This window comes from Kitasatospora sp. NPDC057542, assembly GCF_042801945.1.
GTDB lineage: Bacteria > Actinomycetota > Actinomycetes > Streptomycetales > Streptomycetaceae > Kitasatospora.
Genome location: NZ_JBHVFE010000040.1, coordinates 1 through 19,264 on the forward strand (window position 1 = coordinate 1; position 19,264 = coordinate 19,264).

General features: G+C 74.2%; 17 protein-coding genes. 8 read left to right on the forward strand and 9 right to left on the reverse strand.

What is annotated here, in order from left to right:
- Positions 1-52: 52 nt before the first annotated feature.
- On the reverse strand, positions 53-2,383 hold the full coding sequence (locus ACFU7Y_RS08010; protein ID WP_224284918.1) for a glycosyl hydrolase family 18 protein: 2,331 nt from the start codon (positions 2,381-2,383) through the stop codon (positions 53-55).
- A 312-nt stretch (positions 2,384-2,695) separates the two neighbouring features.
- Here ACFU7Y_RS08010 and ACFU7Y_RS08015 point away from each other — a divergent pair, with 312 nt between their 5' ends.
- From ACFU7Y_RS08015 to ACFU7Y_RS08025, 3 genes are read left to right on the forward strand one after another with little or no spacing between them, the layout of a single operon-like run.
- Positions 2,696-3,370 carry a class I SAM-dependent methyltransferase gene (locus tag ACFU7Y_RS08015; RefSeq protein WP_380766827.1) on the forward strand — a complete coding sequence of 225 codons (675 nt, stop codon included), beginning with the start codon at positions 2,696-2,698 and terminating at the stop codon, positions 3,368-3,370.
- The gene (locus ACFU7Y_RS08020; protein ID WP_380766830.1) at positions 3,367-4,014 is read left to right on the forward strand and encodes a hypothetical protein; all 648 of its coding nucleotides are present in this window, start codon (positions 3,367-3,369) and stop codon (positions 4,012-4,014) included. The genes ACFU7Y_RS08015 and ACFU7Y_RS08020 overlap by 4 nt, the downstream gene beginning before the upstream one ends.
- A 51-nt stretch (positions 4,015-4,065) precedes the next feature.
- A complete protein-coding gene (locus ACFU7Y_RS08025; RefSeq protein ID WP_380766832.1) occupies positions 4,066-5,238 on the forward strand; it encodes a hypothetical protein in 1,173 nt (390 codons plus the stop codon).
- On the opposite strand, the gene ACFU7Y_RS08030 is transcribed toward ACFU7Y_RS08025, so the two are convergent.
- The gene (locus ACFU7Y_RS08030) at positions 5,225-7,459 is read right to left on the reverse strand and encodes a hypothetical protein (RefSeq protein WP_224284495.1); all 2,235 of its coding nucleotides are present in this window, start codon (positions 7,457-7,459) and stop codon (positions 5,225-5,227) included. The two genes, ACFU7Y_RS08025 and ACFU7Y_RS08030, sit on opposite strands and share 14 nt — an antisense overlap.
- 330 nt (positions 7,460-7,789) lie before the next feature.
- Between ACFU7Y_RS08030 and ACFU7Y_RS08035 the strand changes: the two genes are divergently transcribed.
- On the forward strand, positions 7,790-8,377 hold the full coding sequence (locus ACFU7Y_RS08035) for a TerD family protein (RefSeq protein ID WP_224284496.1): 588 nt from the start codon (positions 7,790-7,792) through the stop codon (positions 8,375-8,377).
- A 28-nt stretch (positions 8,378-8,405) separates the two neighbouring features.
- Here the strand turns inward: ACFU7Y_RS08035 and ACFU7Y_RS08040 are convergent, their stop codons facing one another.
- Positions 8,406-10,064 carry an ABC transporter permease gene (locus ACFU7Y_RS08040; RefSeq protein WP_380766835.1) on the reverse strand — a complete coding sequence of 553 codons (1,659 nt, stop codon included), beginning with the start codon at positions 10,062-10,064 and terminating at the stop codon, positions 8,406-8,408.
- Positions 10,061-10,987, reverse strand: coding sequence for an ABC transporter ATP-binding protein (locus ACFU7Y_RS08045; RefSeq protein WP_224285282.1), 927 nt, complete (start codon positions 10,985-10,987; stop codon positions 10,061-10,063). The genes ACFU7Y_RS08040 and ACFU7Y_RS08045 overlap by 4 nt, the downstream gene beginning before the upstream one ends.
- 94 nt (positions 10,988-11,081) lie before the next feature.
- Between ACFU7Y_RS08045 and ACFU7Y_RS08050 the strand changes: the two genes are divergently transcribed.
- The gene (locus tag ACFU7Y_RS08050) at positions 11,082-11,591 is read left to right on the forward strand and encodes a GbsR/MarR family transcriptional regulator (RefSeq protein ID WP_224285281.1); all 510 of its coding nucleotides are present in this window, start codon (positions 11,082-11,084) and stop codon (positions 11,589-11,591) included.
- Positions 11,592-11,660: 69 nt separating this feature from the next.
- Here the strand turns inward: ACFU7Y_RS08050 and ACFU7Y_RS08055 are convergent, their stop codons facing one another.
- Complete coding sequence (locus tag ACFU7Y_RS08055; protein WP_380766839.1) at positions 11,661-13,040, reverse strand: lytic transglycosylase domain-containing protein; 1,380 nt, start codon at positions 13,038-13,040, stop codon at positions 11,661-11,663.
- 574 nt (positions 13,041-13,614) lie between these two features.
- Between ACFU7Y_RS08055 and ACFU7Y_RS08060 the strand changes: the two genes are divergently transcribed.
- Both ACFU7Y_RS08060 and ACFU7Y_RS08065 read left to right on the forward strand, forming a co-directional pair.
- Positions 13,615-13,998 (forward strand): hypothetical protein, encoded by a 384-nt coding sequence (locus ACFU7Y_RS08060; protein ID WP_224285023.1) that lies wholly within the window; start codon positions 13,615-13,617, stop codon positions 13,996-13,998.
- Between the two features lie 18 nt (positions 13,999-14,016).
- Positions 14,017-14,325: a hypothetical protein gene (locus ACFU7Y_RS08065; RefSeq protein WP_380766841.1), complete on the forward strand. Its 309-nt coding sequence runs from the start codon at positions 14,017-14,019 to the stop codon at positions 14,323-14,325.
- A 12-nt stretch (positions 14,326-14,337) separates the two neighbouring features.
- On the opposite strand, the gene ACFU7Y_RS08070 is transcribed toward ACFU7Y_RS08065, so the two are convergent.
- The 3 genes from ACFU7Y_RS08070 to ACFU7Y_RS08080 form a co-directional block, all read right to left on the reverse strand.
- Positions 14,338-15,942 (reverse strand): alpha/beta hydrolase, encoded by a 1,605-nt coding sequence (locus ACFU7Y_RS08070; RefSeq protein ID WP_380766843.1) that lies wholly within the window; start codon positions 15,940-15,942, stop codon positions 14,338-14,340.
- A gap of 111 nt (positions 15,943-16,053) precedes the next feature.
- Positions 16,054-16,695 (reverse strand): NAD(P)-dependent oxidoreductase, encoded by a 642-nt coding sequence (locus tag ACFU7Y_RS08075; RefSeq protein WP_224284354.1) that lies wholly within the window; start codon positions 16,693-16,695, stop codon positions 16,054-16,056.
- A 42-nt stretch (positions 16,696-16,737) separates the two neighbouring features.
- On the reverse strand, positions 16,738-17,661 hold the full coding sequence (locus tag ACFU7Y_RS08080; protein ID WP_380766845.1) for an EamA family transporter: 924 nt from the start codon (positions 17,659-17,661) through the stop codon (positions 16,738-16,740).
- A gap of 110 nt (positions 17,662-17,771) precedes the next feature.
- Between ACFU7Y_RS08080 and ACFU7Y_RS08085 the strand changes: the two genes are divergently transcribed.
- Positions 17,772-18,260: a MarR family winged helix-turn-helix transcriptional regulator gene (locus tag ACFU7Y_RS08085; RefSeq protein WP_224284352.1), complete on the forward strand. Its 489-nt coding sequence runs from the start codon at positions 17,772-17,774 to the stop codon at positions 18,258-18,260.
- Between the two features lie 123 nt (positions 18,261-18,383).
- On the opposite strand, the gene ACFU7Y_RS08090 is transcribed toward ACFU7Y_RS08085, so the two are convergent.
- On the reverse strand, positions 18,384-19,238 hold the full coding sequence (locus ACFU7Y_RS08090; RefSeq protein ID WP_224284351.1) for a methyltransferase domain-containing protein: 855 nt from the start codon (positions 19,236-19,238) through the stop codon (positions 18,384-18,386).
- Between the last annotated feature and the right edge of the window lie 26 nt (positions 19,239-19,264).

The window sequence follows — 19,264 nt, forward strand, 5'->3', positions numbered from 1 at the left end:
GAGGTTCCGCGCGGGCCGTCGCAGTTCGTTCCGGTGAGGTCCTGGCCAACCGTCAGCGCAGGCTGCTGTCCATCGAGTTGAGCATCGTGCCGGAGGCGTCGTCGTTCTCCAGGGAGAAGGCGAACAGCCCGCCCAGGCCCTTGCTCCTGGCGTAGGCCCCGCGCGCCTGGACGGCCTGCGGGGTGTCGCCGGTCCAGAAGTTGGTGCCGTCGTAGACCCAGCTGCTCTCGGTGACCGGGTCCCAGTGGGTCTGCGCCGCGGTCGCGTTGAGCTCCTTCCAGGCGGCCAGGCCGGACTCCTGGCTCAGCGGCTTCTTCGCCGTCGGGCCGGTCGCGCTCTGGTACAGGCCGTAGCCGGCGCCGGCCGGGACGCCGGTCCAGCCGCGCCAGTAGAACGGGATGCCCAGCACGATCTTGTTCGCCGGGAAGCCGCCGGGGATCCCGTACTCGGGCAGGCCGGTGGTGTACGCGGCGAGCGTGGTGTCCACGTTGTACTTGCGGGTGCCCGGGGTGATCGGCGTGGTCGGGTCGGCCGGACTGTCGTGCAGCGGGTCCTGGTGGTTGGTCGGGCCCGTGGCGTCCCACGCGCCGTGCATGTCGTAGGACATCACATCGGCGTAGTCCAGGTAGGCGCCGATCTTGTCGGTCTCCAGCTGGGCGACCTTGTCCTGGCCGCTCGGCAGCGCGGCGGTCAGCAGGTACCGCTTGCCCTGGGCGGCGCCGAGGGCGTCCAGCTGGGTGCGGAACTCCTTGAGCAGCAGGGTGTAGTTCTGCTTGTCGGCCGCGGAGAAGTGGTTGCCGGTGTGGCCGCCGGCCGAGCCCGGGTACTCCCAGTCGAGGTCGATGCCGTCGAAGAGGCCCGCGGCCGAGGCCGGACCGCCGGAGGCGTCACCCGCCACGCCGGTCGGCAGGTTCCCCTTGAGGAACATGTCGACGCACGAGGAGACGAAGGCCTTCCGGGAGGAGTCCGTGGCCGCCGCGTCGGAGAAGTACTTGGAGTACGTCCAGCCGCCGATCGAGATGGTGAAGCGCAGGTTCGGGTACTTGGCCTTCAGCTGGCGCAGCTGGTTGAAGTTGCCCTTGAGCGGCTGCTCCCAGGTGTCGCTGCTGCCGTCCACGCTGGTGCCGGAGTTGTAGTCGGCCTGGTAGTCGGCGTAGGCGTCGCCCGCGCCGTCGCCGGCGTTCGGGTTGGACTCGTTGGCCGAGTCGGAGGCCTTCACCGCCTGGAAGCAGGTGAACCTGGTCGGGTCGATGTTGGCGAACGCGTAGTGGATGACGTCCAGCTTGCCCGCCGCGCCGCTGGTGTCGACGTTCTTCGCGTGGTACGCGTTCTCGTAGACGCCCCACTGGTCGAAGTAGGCCGAGCGGATCGGCTGTTGCGCGGGGGCGGCCGCGGTCGTGGTGCTCACCGGCGCGGACTGGGCGGAGGCGTGGCTGCCGGAGTAGCCCTGGACGCTGAAGGTGTAGCTCTTGCCCGGCAGCAGCGAGCTGACCGCGACCGAGGTGCCCATCGAGGTGGCGACCAGCTGGCCGTTGGACCACACCTTGTAGGACACCGGGCCGTCACCGCTGGTGAGGGTGGATGGCTGCCAGGTGAGCACCACCGCGTTGGAGGTGGTCCTGGTGACCGCGAAGCCGGTCGGGGTGGTGACCTTGCCGTCCCCGGCCGGGCCGCTCGCGGTGCCCGTCGGGGTCGGGGTGGTGGTCGTGGGGGTGCCCGTCGGGCTCCCGGTCGCCGTCGGACTGGTGGTAGCGGTGGGGCTTCCGGTCGCGGTGGGGCTCGCGGTGGCCGTCGGGCCGGCGGTCGGACTGCCGGTGGCGGTCGGGCCGGCCGGGCCGGTCAGCGTGAGGTCGTCCGCGTAGTACGTGCCGGTGCCGTACCAGCCGTGGGTGAAGACCGTGACGGAGGTCGTGGTGGCGCCGGTGGTGAAGGTGGTGCTCAGCTGGTTCCAGCCGGTCCCGCCCGGCGTCCAGACCGAGGAGTTGACGCCGGTGCCGGTGGCGCCCAGGTAGACGTAGCTGCCCTGGACCCAGCCGGCCAGGGTGTACGTGGTGTTCGGCAGGACGGTGACGGTCTGCTGGCACTGCGCGGTGTCGGCGGCCGAGGCGGCGCCGCTGAGCGCGCGGCTCCCGCCGTGCACCGGCGTGGTGACGACCGACCCGTTGGAGCAGGTCCAGCCGGCCAGGGTGCCGGCCTCGAAGTCGCCGTTGGCCAGCAGGTTGACCGGGGCGGCCGAGGCGGAGCCGAAGGTCAGGGCGATGGCGGCGCCGCTGGTGGTCAGGGTGGCGGCCAGGGCCAGTGCGGTGGCTCTTCTGCGCTGGGCGGCCCGGCGGCCGGCGCGCTCCCCGGCGGGCTGAGCTGCGGGCAGGACACGGTCGTGCATGCGGTGGGTCCTCCGGATGTGTGGGGGTTCCGGCGGTGCGGTGGCCCGGACGGGCCGAGGGGAGCCGGCCCGGGCGCGGTGGGGGCGCGCGGGCTGGTGACGCGTGCTGACGAGTGGTGCGCGGACGCGCCGGGCGGCCGGCCCGTGCACGTCACGACTGAACAGATTGGACTGGACCAATATTCGCCGTCAAGGGTGTCCGCCCGCTGGACCGCCTCCGGCCCGGGCGGCGGCCCGGGTATCGGCGGTCGGGGTGGCGGTGGCCCGGTAGGTTGGCCGGAACGAGCAGGCCCGTCGAACGGAGGAGGCGCGATGGACAGCCAGGACTGGGACGACCGCTACGCCGCGAGCGAGCTGGTGTGGGGAGCCGCGCCCAACCAGTGGGTGGTCCGCGAACTGGCGGGCAGGGCCCCCGGCCATGCCCTCGACCTGGCCGCCGGAGAGGGTCGCAACGCCATCTGGCTGGCCGCCCAGGGCTGGGAGGTCACCGGACTGGACTTCTCCGCCGTCGCCCTGGAGCGCGCCGAACGGCTCACCGCCGACCTGCCCGACGAGGTGGCCGACCGGCTCACCTGGCGCCACGGCGACGCCCGCGAGCTGGAGGCCCCCGCCGCCGGCTACGACCTCGTCCTGGTCGCCTACCTGCAGATCCCCGCCGCGGACCGCCGGGCCGCGCTGCGCCGGGCCGCCGACGCGCTCGCCCCCGGCGGCACCCTGCTGGTCATCGGGCACGACCTGAGTAACCTCACCGAGGGCGTCGGCGGCCCGCAGGACCCGGCCGTGCTCTTCACCCCGGAGGACGTCCTGGCCGACCTCGCCGACCGAGGGCTGCGCACCGTCCGCGCCGAGCGGGTGCACCGCACGGTGGGCGGCGAGCCCGGGCACAAGGGCGGCGAGGGCGGCGAGGGAAGTGGGGCGGGTGGGGGAGCGGCGGGCGGCCGGGTCGCGGTGGACGCGCTGGTGCGGCTGGAGCGGAGCGCCGGGTGACGGGCCGGCCCGGTCGGCGGGCCGTGCTCGGCGCACTGGCGGCCGCCTCCCCGCTGGGGCTGGCGGGCTGCTCGGCCGGAAAGCCGGAGCGGACCGCCGCGACGGCCGAAGCGAGCGACCCGGGCCGTGAGGCCTTCGTGATGGTGATCCGGCACGGCGAGAAGCCCGACGGCGGCCATCCGGGGCTGGACGAGAGCGGCCGGCCGGACGGCAAGTCGCTCACCGGGGCCGGCTGGGCCCGGGCGAACGCGCTGCCCGCGCTGTTCGTGCCGCCCGCGCCCGGCCTGCGCACCCCGGCCCGGATCCTCGCCGCCGCCGACCGGGGCCCGCTGGGCGGCGCGCACAGGATGCGCCAGACCGTGACCCCGCTGGCCGGACGGCTCGGGCTGACCGTGGACACCGCGTACGCCGAGTCCCAGGAGTCGGCGCTGGCCGGCTCCGCACTGGCCGGGGCGCAGCCGGTGCTGATCTGCTGGGAGCACTCGCGGATCCCGCGCATCGTCGAGGCGCTCGGTGCGGCCGACAGTGGTGTGCCCGCGGCCTGGCCGGACCGGTTCGACCTGGTGTGGGTCTTCTCCCGGCCGGTCGGCGGGGCCTGGACCTTCCACGAGGTGCGGCAGCACCTGCTGGACGGCGACGACTGATCCGCCTGGCGGCGTACGACACCTGACGCTACGTCAACTAGCTTGTGGGGCATGAGGATTCGCATGCTCCCGGCGGCACTGGCCGTCGTCGCGCTGCTGCTTGCCGGATGCGGCGGCTCGGGCTCCGGTTCCGGCTCCTCCTCCGAGGAGAGGCCGGGGCCCGGGCCGAGCGGCCCGTCCCCGAGCGGCCCGTCCCCGACCGGTCCGTCCCCGACCGGTCCGTCGCCGAGCGGCCCGGCCGTGACCGGTGCGCCGTCGGCCGACGCCACCCCGGCCGGTGCCGAGCGCCGCGCCGATGGTGCCCGGCTGCTCTACCGCGCCGGGGGCGGCCACAGCGCGCAGAACCCGGCCTTCGCCCCGGACGGCCGCTCGGTGCTGTTGACCGAGTTCAGCGAGGGCTACAACAAGGGCGCCGCCGCCCTCGGCATCCTGCCGCTGGACGGCGGCGCGCCGCGCAAGGTCTTGGAGGATTCCGACAAGGCGGCCGTCAACCTCCCCGGCAGCAGCTGGAACGCCGCCGCCGACGCCTTCGCCTTCGCCACCGACCGGGAGTCCGGGCACGACGAGGTCTGGCTGATGCGGCCGGGCGGCGCCCCCGAGCGGGTGACCAGCCACGCCGACGACAGCGGCTACAGCGAGCCGAGCTTCTCCCCGGACGGCGAGTGGATCGTCTTCCAGCAGAGCCGGGAGCCGGAGCGCGCCGCGGTGCAGGACGACACCGCCGGGCAGGGCTCGCTCTGGAAGGTCCGCCGCAGCGGTGGTGCGCCCGTCCTACTGGTGGACGGCCGGGGCACCGGCACCGACAACCGGCAGCCGAACTGGTCCCCGAAGGGCGACCGGATCGTCTTCCAGCGGCGGAGCGCGGGCCGCGAGGACTGGTCGCTGTGGACGGTGAACGCGGACGGCGGCGGACTGCGGCGGGTCACCGAAGCGCCGGGCGAGCACACCGATCCGAGCTGGTCCCCGGACGGCCGCTTCCTGGTCTTCTCCTCCAACCTGGGCGACCTGCCGAACGCCCAGGTCTTCGTGGTCCCGGCGGACGGCCGCACCCCGGGTGCCCCTCCCGTCCGGGTGACCCGCGACGACACCGCCTACGACGGTGCGCCGAGCTGGTCCCCGGACGGGCAGTGGATCGCCTTCGAGTCCGCCCCGGGCGGCGAGGCCAACCCCGCCGCCCTCTGGCGTGTCCCGGTGCCCCGCGAGGCCGTCGCTAACCGACGGTGATCGTCACCACCGAGTACTGCGCGACGGTCAGCGGCACGCTGACCGTCCCGCCGGTGACGGTGTACGGGACGGCCTTGGGCGCCGGGTCGGTGCCGTCCGGGCCGGCGACGGTGACGGCGGTGACGCTCGCCCCGGCCGGGAGGGCGTAGGAGAGCGTGCAGTTGGCGGGCGTGCTGCGGAACGCCGCCGGGGTGTCGCCGAAGTTGGTGAAGTTCACCAGGTGGACGACGGTGTCCGCGCCGAGCCGCCGGGCGTCCAGGAAGATCCGGCGGTCCCCGGCCAGGGTGACCGCCGGCGGGGCGGACTGCCGGACGGCGGTGAGAAGCTGGTCCGCCGAGGCCTGGTCGGTCTTGGTCAGGTAGCTCAGCCCGGGCAGCGCCTTGACGTACCAACAGCTGCCGCTGCCGTAGGAGTTCTGCCTGGTGGCGGGCAGTGGGTCGGCCCTGCGCAGGCCGAGCACGTCGGAGAGCGCGAACTCGCTGCGCTGGCCGCCCAGTTCGTCCAGCGCGGTGGGCGCCGGGCCGGTGATCACGATCGTCCCGCCGGCCGCGACGAAGCCGCGCAGCAGCGCCGCCTCGGCGTCCGAGACCGCCTGGAGGTCGGGCAGCAGCAGGACCTTGAAGCGGGCCAGGTCGTCGGCGGTCAGGCCGGGGCTGGGAACCGTGTCGAACGGGACGTGGGCGTACACCAGCGCCTTGACGGTGCCCCGGAACTCGCCGAGCCAGGGGATCGAGGCGCAGCTCATCTGCGGGTCGTCGCCGCCCCACCAGTCGGTGATCCCGGCCGGGGCCGTGGCGTTGACGTACATCCCGTTGCCTTCGCCCGGGGCCACGTAGTCCCGGGACGGTGCGGAGTGGTAGACGCCGACCTGCGCGATCGAGACCGGGTCGTAGAGCTTCGCCTGGTTGGTGCGTACGAAGCGGTACATCCGGGTGCGCATCGCGGCGTCCACGGTGTCGTTCTTGAACGGGGTCTTCACCTCGTACGGGTTGCAGCCGGCCGCGATCAGCTGGGACATCACCAGCGAGGCGTCGTCGGCCTGCCAGCCGTAGGAGAACGCCCAGGCCGGCTTGGTGCCGCTGGCGGCGCGGGCGTACTTGTACATGGAGATCAGGCAGACCCAGTCGGAGGCGGTGGCGTGCCGCATGCCGTCGTAGTTTCCGAGGATGTCCACCTCCCAGACCTGGCTGACGGCGCCGGGGGCCTGGCGCAGGTAGCCGCCGTCCAGGCCGATCGAGGTGGCGTAGCGGTAGTCCATCGACACGGTCTCGACGAAGGTGACCAGGTCGGGGTTGACCGAACGGCCCGCGTCGGCGATGTCCAGCTGGAACCGGAGCAGGTTGCGGTGGCGCCACTCGACGTAGCGGCGGAAGACCGGGTCGGCGAAGTTCGCGGCCTTGGGCAGGTCGAGGCCGGTGTCGGACTTGAACGCGGCCGCGCCCCAGGTGGAGGCGTCGCACCAGGAGAGCACGCCGTCGAAGTAGATCGGGACGTCCGGCCAGATACCGTCCACGCCGGTCGCGGCCACGCCCTTGATCCGCTTGAGGTAGTAGTCCCGCCAGGGCGAGTTGGGGCTGAGCCAGACGCTCTCGTCGCCCGGGTCGACCCAGACCACCACGCTGCCGTAGAACACGTTGGGCTTGCCGGCGAGGTCGCGCTGGACCCAGTTCTTGCCCTGGTCGTTCTTGTAGAAGGAGCGGCCCTTCTCGCCTCCGGGGGAGATCAGCTCCAGGGACGGGTAGTACATGACGACCTTGAGCCCGGCGGCGTGGGCCAGGCCGGTGAACGTCCTCACCTCGGCCATGTGGGCGGCGAACTGGGCGTCGGTGAGCCAGTCGGAGAGCAGGGTGTCCAGCTCGATGACGCTGACCTCCTGCGCCTTGAGGGCGTCCACGGCGCCCTGCATGTCGGCGGGCTCGTTGAAGGTGCCGTCGGCGATGCGGGCGTAGCGGGCCCAGTCCGGCCAGGTCTGGGCGGAGGTGGTGGTGCGCAGGGCGGCGGCCCGGGTGGTGGCGGGCCAGCTGCCGTCGTACTGGGCGGTGCCGTGGTCGGTGTCCGGTGCCGCGGCCGCCCAGGCCGTGCCGCCGGGCAGCAGTCGGACGGTGGCCAGTGCGCCGCCCGCGCCGAGGCCGGCCCGGAGCAGCCGCCGGCGGCCGAGGCGCGATCCCCCCGGTCGTTCCGGTGTTGTGTGCTGTTCGGTTCCTTCGTGCTGCTCGGGCATGGTGGTCCCCCCAGCGTGAGTGGGCCGACGCGCTTCGGCACGGCCCGGGAACGGTCGTGAGCACTGCGATCGGTGCGCGGACGGCGCGCCGTTGCAGCCGGGTGCCGCCTCGGGGCCGACCCTAGACCGTGCGCCGCCCCGGTCGTCCGGCTGCGGTCCGCGGCTACGCCAGACGTCGGAGCGCCGGTTCCCTCAGTGTGCGGACCGTTGTCGGGGTGAGGTCCGGGGGAGTACGGGGTACAGGTGCTGGCAGGGCACCGTCGATGATCATAAATTCTCTACAGTGCTGTAGATTCGCGGCACGGGCGGTGGCAGAACGAGGAGGACGCGATGAGCGTTTCGCTGGCCAAGGGGCAGAAGATCAGCCTGGAGAAGCCGGGGGGTGGGCAGCTGAGCCTGGTTCGGATGGGCCTCGGCTGGAAGGCGGCGGAGCGCAAGGGCTTCCTCGCCAAGCTGCTCGCCGCAGGCCGGGAGATCGACCTGGACGCCTCGGCGGTGCTGTTCGCCCAGGGACGGCCGGTGGACGTGGTCTTCTTCCAGCACCTCAACAGCAACGACGGCTCGGTCCGGCACAGCGGGGACAACCTGGTCGGCGGCGCGGGCGACGCGACCGACGACGAGTCGATCACGGTCGACCTGACCACCGTCTCCGCCGAGGTCGACCAGATCGTCTTCACCGTCAACTCCTTCACCGGGCAGACCTTCCAGGAGGTCGAGGCGGCCTTCTGCCGGCTCGTGGACGAGACCACCGGCACCGAGCTGGCCCGCTACACGCTCACCGGCGGTGGGCCGTACACCGCGCAGATCATGGCCAAGGTGCAGCGCACGGCGACCGGTTGGCAGATGACGGCGATCGGCCAGCCGGCCGGCGGGCGGACCTTCCAGGACCTGATGCCGGAGCTGGTCAAGCACCTCTGACCGTCCGGCGCGGGCCCGGCGCCCGGCGTCAGTCGACGTCGCGGCGCCGGAACCCGGCCAGGGCCAGGGCGATCAGAGCGGCCGCGACCAGGGTGAGTACGGCGAGCGGCGTCCAGTCCATCGCGGCCGCGGGGAGCCGGGGCACCTGGCCGTACGGGGAGAGCCGGTCCAGTCCTGCGGGGAGGCCGAGCAGCGGGCCCAGGTAGCCGATCACGAAGGCGTACGCGGGTACCAGCCAGGCCAGTGGCGTGGCCCGGGGCAGCCAGCCGTACACCGCCGCGGCGAAACCCACGGTCACCCACTGGGCGGGCGCGAAGGCCAGCGCCGCGCCGGTCAGCCGCAGGAACGCGCCCCCGTCGCCGCTGGACGCCGCCCCGGCCAGGCCGAAGCCGACGCCGGCCGCGAGCAGCACGGCGGTGGAGCCCAGCAGGGCCGCCGCCAGGTGCCCGCCCAGCCAGGCGGACCGCGACACGCCGGTGGCCAGCACCGGCACCGCCCGTCCGGCGCTCTCCTCGGCGCGCGGGCGCAGCGTGGCCAGCACCGCGTGGACGCCGCCGACCACCGCGACCACCAGCATGGTCAGTGCGGCGTAGGAGTCGGCGAGGGTGTGTCCGCCGAGCCGCGCCAGCGCCTCCCGGATCTGCCCGACGTCCTTGAGCATCGAGTCGGCGTTGCCGAGCAGCGAACCGTACATCGCGCCCAGCACGAGCAGGGCGGCCGCGAAGCCGCCGAGCAGGCCGCGGTGCAGGCGCAGCGCGAGGCCGAGCGGGGTGCCCAGGGCCGGGCTGCCGTTGGCCGGGCCGGGGCGGGCGGCGCGCAGGCCCGCGCCGTGGTCCCGGCGGTTGCTGAGCACGAACCCGGCGGCACCGGTCGCGGCGGTCAGGGCGAGCGCGGGCAGCAGCGGCCACCAGCGGTCGTCCACGAACGGGTAGCTGCGCTGAAGCCAGCCGATCGGGGAGGCCCAGGACAGGGCGCCCGATCCGGCGTCCCCGGCGGCGCGCAGCGCGTAGGCGGCGCCGAGCACGGTGAGGGCCAGCCCGGAGGCGGTCCGGGCGTGCGCGCTGAGCTGGACGGTGACGGCGGCCACCGCGGCGAACAGCAGCCCGGCGAGGGCGGCCGCGGCGCCGTACAGCGCCGATCCGGCGGCGGTGAGGCCGGGGATGCCGAGCGCGGGCAGGGCGGCCGCGAGCAGCAGGCCGAGTGCGAGGTCGGCGACGGCGGCGGCGGCCAGGGCGGCGGCGAGCGGGGCGTGCCGGCCGACGGCTGCGGAGCGGACCAGTTCGGCGCGGCCGCTCTCCTCCTCGGCCCGGGAGTGCCGGGTGACGGTCAGGATGCTCATGAGGCCGGCCAGCACGGCCAGCAGGCCGAGCATCCGGTGGCCGAGCATGGCGCCCCAGGTGTAGTCGGCCAGGTAGTGGGCCGGACCGCTCATGGCGAGCACCGCCGGGTTGTCCGAGCCGTGTGCGATGGAGGCGCGGTCGGCGGCGGTCGGGTAGACGGTGTGGACGCTGTTGGCGGTGGCCACGGTGACCAGCCAGAGGCCGAGCACCCAGGCGGACAGCCGGAACCGGTCGCGGCGCAGGGCGAAGCGCAGCAGCGCGACGGTGCCGGCCAGGGTGGTGCGGGTCGCCGGGCGGTGGGGTGCGGCTGTGCGGCCGGCGGCCGGTCCGGCGGCGGTGGCGGTCATCGCAGGGCCTCGCCCTCGACGCGGTGCCCGTTGGCGGCCAGCTCGTCGCCGTAGTGGCGCAGCATGAGCTCCTCCAGGGTGGGCGGGTGGCTGACCAGGCTGCGCAGCCCGGCCGCGCTCAGGGCCCGTACGGCGGCGTCGAGTCGGGTACCGTCCACGGCGAAGTGGACCCGGTTGCCCTCGGTGCGCAGACCGTGCACGCCGGTCAGGGTGTCCAGCCCGGCGACCGGGCGCAGGGTCTCCGCCTCGACGGTGGTGCGGGTGAGGTGGCGCAGCTCGCCGAGGGTGCCGCTCTGCACCACCTTGCCGTGCCGGATGATGCTGACCCGGTCGCCCAGTTTCTCCACCTCGTCCAGGATGTGGCTGGACAGCAGGACGGTGCGGCCCTCGTGCTTGGCCTGGCGCACGACGTCCTGGAAGACCACCTCCATCAGCGGGTCCAGGCCGGAGGTCGGTTCGTCGAGCAGCAGCAGCTCGGCGTCGGAGGCGAGCGCGGCGACGATGGCGACCTTCTGCCGGTTGCCCTTGGAGTAGCTGCGGCCCTTCTTGGTGGGGTCGAGGTGGAAGCGCTCGATCAGCTCGTCCCGGCGGCGGCGGTCGAGCCGGCCGCGCAGCCGGGAGAGCAGGTCGATGGCCTCGCCGCCGGTGAGGTTGGGCCAGAGTTCGACGTCGCCCGGCACGTAGGCGAGGCGGCGGTGCAGCTCGACGGCATCGTGCCACGGGTCCCGGCCGAGCATCCGGGCGCTGCCGCCGTCGGCGCGCAGCAGGCCGAGCAGGACGCGGATGGTTGTGGACTTCCCGGCCCCGTTGGGCCCGAGGAAGCCGTGGACCTCGCCGGCCTCGACGGTCAGGTCGAGGCCGTCCAGCGCGGTGGTCCGGCCGAAGGTCTTGCGCAGGCCGGACAGGGTGATGGCCTTGGTCATGCTTGCGAAGCTACCGTAGATTCAGAAAAACGTGAAGATTTGGAAGACGTTAAAGTGCGATCGGCGATGAGCGGTCATCGGAAAGGGGAGCAGCGTGGTGCAGGGGGCGAAGGAGGCCGGGAACCCGGAGCAGGGGAGCGACGACACGGCGGTGTCGGAGTTCGTCGAGCGCTTCGCGGCGGAGCTGGTGGTCGCGGGCATGGGCCGGATGCCGTCCCGGATCTTCTCCTGCCTGATGGCGGAGGAGAGTGGGGTGCTCACCTCCGCCGAGCTCTCCGAACGCCTGCGGATCAGCCCGGCCGCCGTCTCCGGCGCGATGCGCTACCTGATCCAGATCGGCCTGGTCGCCAAGGAGCGCGAGCCCGGCTCCCGGCGCGACCGCTACCGGGTGCTCGATGACGCCTGGTTCGAGTCACTGACCCGGCGCGACGAGCTCATGCTGCGCTGGATCCGGGTGCTGCGCGACGGCGAAGTCACCGTCGGCGCCGGCACCGTGGCGGGGGAGCGGCTGGCCGAGAGCGCCGCCTTCTTCGAGTTCATGATCGACGAGCTGCACGGGATGCTGGGCCGCTGGCGCGAGCACCGCGCGGCCCGGGCGCAGTAGCGGGCCGGCCTGGCGGGCAGTCAGCCGACGAGCGGGCGCGGTTCCCCGGGAGGAACCGCGCCCGTCGGGTCACTTCGTCGGGGCGGCCGACGGCGAGAACGCGGCGCTGGGGGTGGTGCCGGGCGCGCTGCCAGGGGTGCCCGTCGCGGTCGGGGCGGGAGTGGGGCAGCCCGGGAGGGGCGTTGCCGTCGGGGTGCCGGTGGGCGTGGCGGTCGGGGACGGGCTGCCCGTCGGGGTGGGCGTGCCGGTGGGCGTGGCCGTCGGGTCCGGGCAGGTGGTGGGCGTGCCCGTCGGGGTGCCCGTGGGCGTGCCGGTCGGGGTCGCCGTCGGGGAGGTGCCGCCGCTCGGGGTGGTCGTCGGCGTCGCGGCGGGCGAGGTCGAACCGCCGGGCGTGGGCGTGGTGGTGGCGCTCGGGGTCGTCGTCGGCTGGGCGCTCGGCGACTGCTCCGGAGCCGGAGTGGCCGGAGTGGTGGGCTGCGGCTCCGTGGTGGGCGTGCTGCCGGCCCCCGTGCCCGCACCGTCGGTCGGGAGGGCCGGGAGGTACGGCGTGGGCAGCGAGGCGGGCGGGACCGGGGACCCGGGCCGGTTCGGGACGGTCGTCACCGTGCCGCTGCCGAAGTGCGCCATCCAGTTGCGCACCGTCCGCAGGTACTCACCCGAGTTGTTGTAGCTGAGCACCGCCCGGTCGAGCTGCGCCGGGTCGGCGAGGTCGCGGCCGCCCGCGCACAGGTAGCGGCCGGCGGCCTCGGCGGCGTCGAAGACGTTGTTCGGGTCGGCCTTGCCGTCGCCGTTGGCGTCCACGCCCCAGGAGGCCCAGGTGGACGGGATGAACTGCATCGGCCCGACAGCGCGGTCCCAACGGGCGTCGCCGTCGAAGCGGCCGCCGTCGGTGTCGGGTATCGCGGCGAAGCCGTTGCCGTCCAGGGCCGGGCCGAGGATCGGGGTCAGGGTCGTGCCCGCGGCGTCCACCTGGCCGCCGTTGGCCTGACCGGACTCGACCTGGCCGATCGCGGCGAGCAGCTGCCAGGGCAGGTGGCAACCCGGCGAGCGCTGCGCCAGCGAGGCCTCGGCCTGACGGTAGGCGGCGAACACGGTGGCGGGCAGTGCGGGCCCGTTGGCCGCGAACGGGCCGGCCGAGGGCGGGCCGGGCAGCGTGCCGGGGGGCTGCGGGAGCTGGAGGGTGCCGCCGCCGTCGGCCGGGACGCCGGTGCCGAAGGTGCCGGGGATGTCGGTCGAGGGGCCGCCGCCGGGCAGGGTGCGGCCGGCGTCCTGCCCGGCCGAGCCGTTCGTCGGACCGGCGTCGGCGGCTGCGACCGGGGCGAGCCCGATGCCTGTCACCTGAGATCCGGTCAGCGCGGCCAGCGCGGCGAAGGCTGCCGCCGTGCCCGTGAGCCGCTTGCCGATCCGGAGCTTGCGCCCGCCCCTGGCTTTGCCGATCCGCACCGTCATCCGCTACCCCTCCCCGTCGCCGCCCGGACCCTCCCGGAACGGTTGAGTTGTCGTCATAGTGCCCGTCCAGTCGAGGACAGGGCCCGCCGCCGGGACGATTAGTATCACGACGATCTGACAGGGACAGGGTGACCGGGAGGCGGACCGGAGCCCTCCGAGGGGTTAACTCGGCACCTCAGCAGGGGTGCGGCCGGGCCCCGTTCCGTCCCGGGAGGTCCGCCGCCTGCCCCTCCCCGGCCGCCACCCGGCGGCAACTCCGCTTCCGGTACGGAAAGTTGACCGAAAGACCAACTGTGCTGGGACGGGCGCTCCCAGGCGCCGGACCGGCGGTTCGGAGCGCGGGGGTGGTGCGTGCGCGGTGTTTCGAGCCCCCCGGCGCCGCCCGCCGTCGACCCTCCTGACCTGCCGGAACATCGGAAGCCGGGCTCGGTGCCCCCTACCAGGGCGGACGCCGGGACGCCAGGGTGCGGCCCCACTCGGCCCTGGACGGGTGACGTTCTGGTGAAAGTGGGCATGCCAGGAATCGCTGCCCGGCATGCTGTGCCGCGTGATGATGCGGATGGAGGTCCGGACCGTGAGCGCGAACCTGCCGGAGACCGTCGCCGAGGGAGCGGTCGTCCTTCCGGCTCCCCCTCGGGTGGTGGACGACCTGGCCCGGGACCTCACCCGGGCCGCCGCGGCCGTCCGGGCGGCGTCGCGCGACTGTCGCGCCGGTGCGGACGTCGCGGTCGCCGCGTACACCGCCGTGGTGTGCACCGGTCGGTCGGCCGCCCGCACCCTGGAGGAGGCCGCTGCCTGGTGCCGCCAGGCGCCCGAGGCCGAGGTGCACTCGCTGGCCTGGGCGCGGGTGCCGGGGCACCGGGAGGACGTCCACGAGTACCGCGTCACCATGGCCGTCAGCTTCCCCGACGGAGAGACCGGCGAGTACCTCGGGGACACCCATCACGCCTGCCGCTGAAGTCGTATCATCATCCCCATGGTTGAGGGGGGTACGAACGAGACGGTGAACGGCCCGACCACCGGCCCGAGCGGCACGGCCGCGGGGGAGCATGCCGACGGCCCGCAGGAGCTCTCGCGGGCCGCCGCCGTCGTGGTCACGGTGCTCGCGGCGGTGTTCGGTGCCGCGGTGCTGCTGGCCGTGTTCCACTGGCTGGGGTGGTCCGTGCCGTGGATCGGCTGGATCGTCGCCAAGGCCGGGATCAAGCTCGCCGTCGGCGGCTTCGCCGGGCTGGCGGTCGGCTTCGCCTGGCTCCGGGCCAGGTTGCGGGCGCGGAACCGGAGTTGAGTACCGGTCCGGTCAACCGGCCTGCGGGGAGGGGCAGGTGAGGTCGCGGTCGGGCGCGGTGTCCTCCAGCAGGTAGCGCTCGACCACCCCGCTGACGCAGGTGTTGGAGGTGGGGTACTGGCCGTGGTCGCCGTTCCCGGTGACGGTGACCAGCCTGGAGCCGCGCAGCGCGCGGTGGGCGCCGAACGCGGCCTCGTAGTAGGTCGCCGGATCGTGCACCGAGTTGAGCATCAGCGTGGTCGGCAGGTGGGCGCCGGTCACCTTGACCCTGGGCGCCGAGGCGACGGGCCATGCGGCGCAGACCGCACTGAAGGCGAGCGTCCGGGCGCCGGCCAGCGGCCGGTGGGCGGTGTTCTCGGCGCCCCGCTCGATCCAGGTGTCCAGGTCCCTGGTCCACGGGGTGTCGTTGCAGGTCACCGCGAAGTACTCGGCGAGGAACTCCGGGCTGAGGTAGCTGTTGAAGGCCTTCGCGGCCGCCGCCCGGACGGCGGGGTCGGCGCCCTGCCAGTCGTCGACGGTGGCCAGGATCCGGGCCAGGGCGGGGAAGTCGGACGCCCGGTAGATCGCCGACATGGCGAGGCTGTCCAGCTGGTTCGGGCCGATCGTCACCGAGCCCTCGACGATGGGGGAGTCGTGCAGCGCGGCGCGCCGCTGCTCCCAGTGCGCCTGCACCTGCTCCGGCGTCGAGCCCCAGTGGTAGGTGGCGTCCCGGGCCGCGAGCCAGGGTACGAAGTCCTCGTCGAAACGGCGCTGGAAGCTCATCGGCTGGCCCAGCTCGAACGTCTCCCAGGTGCCGTCGAAGCCGATGTTGCTGTCCAGCACCATCCGTTCGACCCGGTGCGGGAACAGCGTCCCGTAGTAGGCGCCGATCATCGAGGCGTAGGACGGGCCGTAGTAGCTGAGCTTGCGCTCGCCGAGCAGGCCGCGGAACAGGTCGATGTCGTGGGCGGTCTGCTCGGTGGTCAGGTACGGGATCAGGTCGCCACTGCGCTCCTGGCAACCGGCGGCGAGTTTCCTGGAGTTGGCGATGACGCGGTCGATCGCGGCGGGGGACTGGTCGCGGTAGTCGCCGGCCAGGAACTCCTGGAACTCCTCAGGGGTCTGGCAGACCGCCTTGGTGCTCTCGCCGACCCCGCGCTGGTCGAAGCCCACGATGTCGTACGCGGCGCCGACCGCGGGAGCGCCGGTGGCCAGACCGGCCGGGCGCAGCAGGCCGCTGCCGCCGGGGCCGCCGGCGGCCATCAGCAGGGTGCCCCGGCGCTTGGCCGGGTCGGTGGCCCGGTGCCGGGAGACGGCGATGGTCAGGTCGGCCCCGGTACCGGGGTGGTGCCAGTCGCGCGGGGCGGTCATGGTGGCGCAGTCCAGGGCGGGCTGTCGGGCGCAGGGCTGCCAGTTCAGGATCTGGTGGGTGTAGCGGGCGGGCGCCGGGTCGGCGTCGCCCGGGTCGCGGCCGGTGGCGGCATCGGCGGTGGCGGGCACGGCCAGGCCTGCCAGGACGGTGGCGGCGACGGCCAGGGCGGCGCGGCGGGCTCGGGGCGCGCGCCCGGCCGCGCCGGCCGCGGTCCGCTGGGCCGAGGTGGTGCGGGCGGTGGTGCTCTGGGCTTCGGTCTTGGTCACGGAAGCGATCCTGTCCGAGCCCGGTCTGATGATCGATCACCCCCACTGCCGTCTTCGGGGTGGTGCTGGGTACACCCCCGCCGGGGCGGGGGCGCCGGGTGGCCCGGGCGTTCAGTAGGCGGCGGTGAAACGCGCCCGGCGGTGGAGAGGCTGCTCGGCCTCGTCGAGGAGCGCGACGGCGAGGTCCTCCATGGAGATCGCCGAGTTGCCCTCGGTGTCGACCAGCAGGTCGTCGTGGCCGATCCGGAACCGGCCGGTGCGCGCGCCGGGCTCCAGCACCGCGGCAGGGCTCAGGTACGTCCAGTCGACGTCCGGGCCGGCAGCGCGGTAGAGGTCGAGCTGCTCGTTGCAGGCCAGGGCGATCGGCCGGATCTCCTCGGGGAAGCCGGGGCTGTCGACCAGGGTGGTCCCGCCGCCGCCCGGGACGAGGAGACTGCCCGCGCCGCCGACGGCCAGCAGCCGCACGCCGGTGCCGGCGACCCCGGCGAGCAGGCCCTTGGTGGCGATGGCCAGCTCGTGCTCGCTGCCGGGCACCGGACGGGTGGCGGTGACCACCACGTCCTGCCCGGGCGCGATCCGGGCGACGTCCTCGGGGTTGCGGGCATCGCCGACGACCAGGGTGACGGCGGACGGCAGGCCGTGCGGCTTCGCCGGGTCCCGTACGACGGCGGTGACCTGGTGGCCGCGGGCCAGGGCCTCGGCCACGACCCGGCTGCCGACGTTGCCGGTGGCGCCGAACACGGTGATGCGCATGGGGTACTCCCTGAAAGTGGTGGGAACGGTCGTGGGACGGGGTCAGGCGTTCTCGCGGACGGACCGCGGGTCGGTCGTCGGTTCGGCCCCGGGTGCCGAACGCGGTGCGGTGCGCGGCCGTTGGGTCTGGGCGGCGAGCAGCGAGCCGAGCACGACCAGCGCTCCGAACGCCTGGAGCGGGCTGAGGTCCTGGCCGAGCGCCAGCCAGCCGAGCAGGGTGGCGACCACCGGGCTGAGCAGAGCGAGGAAGGAGACCGAGGTCGGCGGCAGCTCCCGCAGGCCCCGGAACCAGAGCGCGTAGGTGACGGCCGCGCCGATCAGGCAGAGGTAGGCGTAGCCGAGCACGTTGGCGAGGGTGTAGTGGGAGGGCGGAGCACCCTCGGTGAGCAGCGTGACCGGCACCAGCAGCAGTCCGCCGGCGGTCAGCTGCCAGCCGGTGGTGGCGAGCATCGGCGCGGGGGAGACCCAGCGCTTGGAGAGGACGATGCCGGCGGCCATCACCACGGCGCCGCCGAGTGCGGCGACCACTCCGATCGTGTCCGGTTCGGCGTCGGCCCGCAGCACCAGCAGGCTGACGCCCGCGATGCCCGCGATGCCGGACAGCACGGTGCGCAGGGTGAGCCGGTCGCCGAGGACCAGGGCTGAGAGCCCGGCGGTGATCAGCGGCTGGACGGCGCCGACGGTGGCCGCGATGCCGCCGGGCAGGCGGTAGGCGGCGATGAAGAGCAGGGCCTGGAACACCCCGATGTTGAGTGCGCCGAGGACCAGTGAGCGCCACCACCAACTGCCCTGCGGCAGGCGGCGGGTGAGGGCGATCAGGAGCAGCCCTGCGGGCAGGCAGCGGAGGACGGCGGCGAGCAGCGGGCGGCCGGGCGGCAGGAGTTCGGTGGTGGCCAGGTAGGTCGTGCCCCAGACCGCCGGGGCGAGGGCCGTCACCAGGACGAGGGCGAGCCGATTTCTTAGCACTAAGGCAATCTATCTCAGCACTAAGGCATTCTTCACCGCGCCGGACGAGTGAGATGGCTCACGGTTACCTCACCGCTAAGGAATCCGGGCGGGATCGCTACCCTGAACCCGTGGCAGATCATGTGGACCGCGTCGTCGCGCAATGGGGTGCCGAGCGCCCCGACCTGGACGTCTCCCCGATGGAGGTGTTCGGCCGGCTCAAGCGCCTCTACCGGCTGGTGGACGCGGCGCTCAACCGCACCTTCGCCGAGCACGGGCTGGACGCCGCCTCGTTCGACGTCCTCGCCACCCTCAGGCGCAGCGGTCCGCCCTACCGCCTCACCCCCACCGGCCTGATGCAGTCCGCGATGGTCACCTCCGGTGCCATCACCCAGCGCCTGGACCGGCTGGAGGCCCGCGGTCTGGTCACCCGCACCCGCAGCGACCAGGACGGCCGCAGCCGCGAGGTCGCCCTCACCCCCGAGGGCCACGCCCTGATCGAGCGGGCGCTGCCCGACCACCTCGCCACCGAGCACCGCATGCTGGCGGGCCTCGACGAGGCGCAGCGGACCGCGCTCGTCGAGGCGATGCGCTCCCTGCTGGCGGACCTCGGGGAGTAGTCGGGCCCGCATCCGCCCCGTGTCCGGCCGGGAAGCGGCTCCTGCGGACTCGGTCGTGACCCCCGTCCACGACCCCGCCCGCGGGCTCCGCCCCGGCCGGTGCCCGTCCCGGACCGGTTCGCGCTACGGCCTGACCGCCACCGCCTTGAAGAACGTGTAGTGGAACGTTCCGCCCGGTTCCGCCGCGCGGCGCAGCTCCGCGATGCCCCGGTCGAACGCCTCCGGGGTGGTCAGCCCGGCGGCCAGCGCCTCCGCCCGGACGGACTCGACCATGGCGACGAAGGTCCGCCGGGTGAAGCCCTCCACCAGGGCCGGCCGGGCGTCGTCCGCGGAGACCGTGCGCGGGCGGACCGACACCCGCGCGAAGCCGGCCGCGGTCAGCAGCGGGTGGAGGCGGCGGCCGAGCAGGCCGTCGCCGCCCGCCCGGGCCTGCAGTCGGACCAGGTGGTCGATGGTGCGGCGGGCCGCCGGGCTCTCCGGGTGGAAGAACGCCGAGCCGTGGTCGCCCTCGATCACCGTGATCGTTCCGCCCGGCCGCAGCACCCGGCGCAGCGCCTCCAGCCCGGCCGTCGGGTCCGGCAGGTGCTCCAGTACGAAGCACAGGAAGACGTGGTCGAACGAGCCGTCCGGGAACGGCAGCCGGTGCAGGTCGCCGTGGTGCCAGGTGACGTCCGCGGCGGGCGCCTGCGCGGCCACCCGGGCCCGGGCCTGCGCCAGCGACTGTGCCGAGAGGTCCGCCGCCGTCAGCCGCACGCCCGGGCTGGCGGCCAGCAGGTGCACGGTCTGCGCGCCCACCCCGCAGCCGGCCTCCAGCACCCGGCTGCCCGCCGGGTACGCCGTGCCCGCGTGCAGCAGTTCGGCGAGGGTGTCGGCCTGGTCGCCGAGGCGCTGGGCCTCGTTCTCCGAGTAGCCGTGGACGTAGTCGTGGTGGTGCCCAGGTGCTGCCGCATCCGCGGGCGCCGTCGTCTCCGTGGTCATGGCCCCACCCTCGCCGCCACTATGGT

Bases quoted from the DNA above. Each gene is read 5' to 3' on its own strand.
- ACFU7Y_RS08010 (WP_224284918.1), bottom strand. From the start codon at position 2,383: ATGCACGACCGTGTCCTGCCCGCAGCTCAGCCCGCCGGGGAGCGCGCC.
- ACFU7Y_RS08015 (WP_380766827.1), top strand. From the start codon at position 2,696: ATGGACAGCCAGGACTGGGACGACCGCTACGCCGCGAGCGAGCTGGTG.
- ACFU7Y_RS08025 (WP_380766832.1), top strand. From the start codon at position 4,066: ATGAGGATTCGCATGCTCCCGGCGGCACTGGCCGTCGTCGCGCTGCTG.
- ACFU7Y_RS08030 (WP_224284495.1), bottom strand. From the start codon at position 7,459: ATGCCCGAGCAGCACGAAGGAACCGAACAGCACACAACACCGGAACGA.
- ACFU7Y_RS08035 (WP_224284496.1), top strand. From the start codon at position 7,790: ATGAGCGTTTCGCTGGCCAAGGGGCAGAAGATCAGCCTGGAGAAGCCG.
- ACFU7Y_RS08040 (WP_380766835.1), bottom strand. From the start codon at position 10,064: ATGACCGCCACCGCCGCCGGACCGGCCGCCGGCCGCACAGCCGCACCC.
- ACFU7Y_RS08045 (WP_224285282.1), bottom strand. From the start codon at position 10,987: ATGACCAAGGCCATCACCCTGTCCGGCCTGCGCAAGACCTTCGGCCGG.
- ACFU7Y_RS08055 (WP_380766839.1), bottom strand. From the start codon at position 13,040: ATGACGGTGCGGATCGGCAAAGCCAGGGGCGGGCGCAAGCTCCGGATC.
- ACFU7Y_RS08065 (WP_380766841.1), top strand. From the start codon at position 14,017: ATGGTTGAGGGGGGTACGAACGAGACGGTGAACGGCCCGACCACCGGC.
- ACFU7Y_RS08075 (WP_224284354.1), bottom strand. From the start codon at position 16,695: ATGCGCATCACCGTGTTCGGCGCCACCGGCAACGTCGGCAGCCGGGTC.
- ACFU7Y_RS08090 (WP_224284351.1), bottom strand. From the start codon at position 19,238: ATGACCACGGAGACGACGGCGCCCGCGGATGCGGCAGCACCTGGGCAC.